The 2,541-nt window shown below is 66.8% G+C and carries 3 protein-coding genes; all 3 read left to right on the top strand.

Annotation, left to right across the window (positions count from 1 at the left end):
• A partial coding sequence (locus H5407_RS23385; RefSeq protein ID WP_183106894.1) for a branched-chain amino acid ABC transporter permease occupies positions 1-678 on the top strand: 678 nt, incomplete at its 5' end.
• Positions 679-696: 18 nt separating this feature from the next.
• Positions 697-1,776, top strand: a complete 1,080-nt coding sequence (locus H5407_RS23380; protein WP_183106893.1) for an ABC transporter permease subunit — start codon at positions 697-699, stop codon at positions 1,774-1,776.
• Between the two features lie 25 nt (positions 1,777-1,801).
• A partial coding sequence (locus H5407_RS23375; protein WP_183106892.1) for an ABC transporter ATP-binding protein occupies positions 1,802-2,541 on the top strand: 740 nt, incomplete at its 3' end.

Raw genomic sequence — 2,541 nt, 5'->3', positions numbered from 1 at the left:
AACTTCACCATCGAGAAAATCGCGTACCGCCCGCTGCGCAACGCGCCGCGCCTGGCACCGCTGATCACGGCGATGGGCATGTCGCTGCTGCTGCAGACGCTGGCGATGATTGTGTGGAAGCCCAATCCCAAGCCTTTCCCGCTGCTGCTGCCGACGGAGCCGTTCAACCTGGGCGGGCCGGTGATCACGGTGACGCAGGTGCTGATCCTGGTGCTGACGGTGGTGATCCTGGCAGGGCTGATGTACCTGGTGAACCACACCAAGCTGGGCCGCGCGATGCGGGCCACGGCGGAGAACCCGCGCGTGGCGGGGTTGATGGGGGTGAAGCCGGACTTTGTGATCTCGGCGACCTTCGTGATCGGTGCGGCGCTGGCGGCGGTGGCGGGGCTGATGTGGGCGGCCAACTACGGCACGGTGCAGCACTCCATGGGCTTTATGCCGGGCCTGAAGGCCTTCACGGCGGCGGTGCTGGGTGGCATCGGCAACCTGGCCGGCGCCATGCTGGGCGGGATCGTGCTGGGGTTGATCGAGGCGATCGGCGCGGGCTACCTGGGGGACCTGACGGGGGGCGTGCTGGGCAGCCACTATGCGGACATCTTCGCCTTCGTGGCGCTGATCCTGGTGCTGACCCTGCGTCCTTCGGGCCTGCTGGGTGAGCGCGTGGCGGACCGTGCCTGAGGCCAAGGAGTAGCAAGAATGAAGAACAAGCTGATTGTGTTCGTGCTGGCGGCCCTGGGCCTGCTGGTGGTGCCGCTGATTGCGCAGCAGTTCGGCAACGGGCCGGTGCGGATCATCGATCTGGCGCTGCTGTACGTGATGCTGGCGCTGGGGCTGAACATCGTGGTGGGCTACGCGGGGCTGCTGGACCTGGGCTATGTGGCCTTCTATGCGGTGGGCTCCTACATGTTCGCGCTGCTGGCCAGCCCGCACCTGATGGAGAACTTCGAGGGCATCGCGGCGGCGTTCCCGGGCGGGCTGCACTCGCCGCTGTGGGTGGTGATTCCGCTGGGGGCAGGTCTTGCCGCGCTGGCCGGGGTGCTGCTGGGCTCGCCCACGCTGAAGCTGCGCGGGGACTACCTGGCGATCGTGACGCTGGGCTTCGGGGAGATCATCCGTGTGTTCCTGAACAACATGGAGTACCCGCTGAACATCACCAATGGTCCGCGGGGGATCGGTCAGATCGACGGGATCCACTTCTTCGGGATCGATCTGGGCAAGAGCCTGCAGGTGTTCGGGTACACGCTGCCGTCGGTGACGCTGTACTACTACTTCTTCCTGGCGCTGGTGGTGGCGACGGTGATCCTGTGCTTCCGCCTGGAGAACTCGCGCATCGGGCGAGCCTGGATGGCGATCCGCGAGGACGAGATCGCGGCCAAGGCGATGGGGCTGAACACGCGCAACCTGAAGCTGCTGGCCTTCGGCATGGGGGCGACGTTCGGTGGCGTGGCGGGCAGCATGTTCGCGGCCTTCCAGGGCTTCGTGAGCCCGGAGTCGTTCAGCCTGCAGGAGTCGGTGATGATCGTGGCGATGGTGGTGCTGGGTGGCATCGGGCACATCCCGGGCGTGATCCTGGGGGCGCTGCTGCTGTCGGCGCTGCCGGAGGTGCTGCGCTATGTGGCCGGGCCGCTGCAGGAGATGACGGGGGGCCGGCTGGATGCGGCCATCCTGCGCCAGCTGCTGGTGGCGCTGGCGATGATCAGCATCATGCTGCTGCGTCCGCGCGGTCTGTGGCCGAGCCCGGAGCACGGCAAGGCGGCGCCGCAGGCGGTGAAGTGAGCCAGGACAGCAGGAGCAAAGAACAATGAGCGAAGTCGTACTCAAGGTCGCCGGCGTGTCCAAGCGCTTCGGCGGTCTGCAGGCCCTCTCGGAAGTGGGCATCCAGATCAACAAGGGCCAGGTGTATGGCCTGATCGGTCCCAACGGGGCGGGCAAGACCACCTTCTTCAACGTGATCACGGGCTTGTACACGCCGGATGCGGGGACCTTCGAGCTGGGGGGCGAGCCCTACCAGCCCACGGCGGTGCACCTGGTGGCCAAGACGGGGATTGCGCGGACCTTCCAGAACATCCGGCTGTTCGCCGAGATGACGGCGCTGGAGAACGTGATGGTGGGGCGCCATGTGCGCACGCACTCGGGGCTGCTCGGTGCGGTGTTCCGCACGCCGGCGTTCAAGGCCGAGGAGGCCGCGATCGCCAAGCGGGCACAGGAGCTGCTGGACTATGTGGGCATCGGCAAGTACGCCGAATTCAAGGCGCGCACGCTGTCCTACGGCGACCAGCGCCGCCTGGAGATCGCCCGCGCGCTGGCCACGGACCCCAAGCTGATCGCGCTGGACGAGCCGGCCGCGGGCATGAATGCCACCGAGAAGGTGGTGCTGCGCGAGCTGATCGACCGCATCCGCAAGGACGGCCGCACCATCCTCCTGATCGAACACGACGTGAAGCTGGTGATGGGCCTGTGTGACCGGGTGACGGTGCTGGACTACGGCAAGCAGATCGCCGAGGGCACGCCGACGGATGTGCAGAAGAACGAGAAGGTCAT

Origin of the sequence: Mitsuaria sp. WAJ17 (assembly GCF_014174515.1) — a bacterium.
Taxonomy (GTDB): domain Bacteria; phylum Pseudomonadota; class Gammaproteobacteria; order Burkholderiales; family Burkholderiaceae_C; genus Roseateles_B.
The sequence above is the reverse complement of the archived record's forward strand: the minus strand, read 5'-3'. Positions and strand labels throughout refer to the sequence as shown.

Coding starts and splice junctions, on each gene's coding strand:
- H5407_RS23380 (WP_183106893.1), top strand. CDS start 697: ATGAAGAACAAGCTGATTGTGTTCGTGCTGGCGGCCCTGGGCCTGCTG.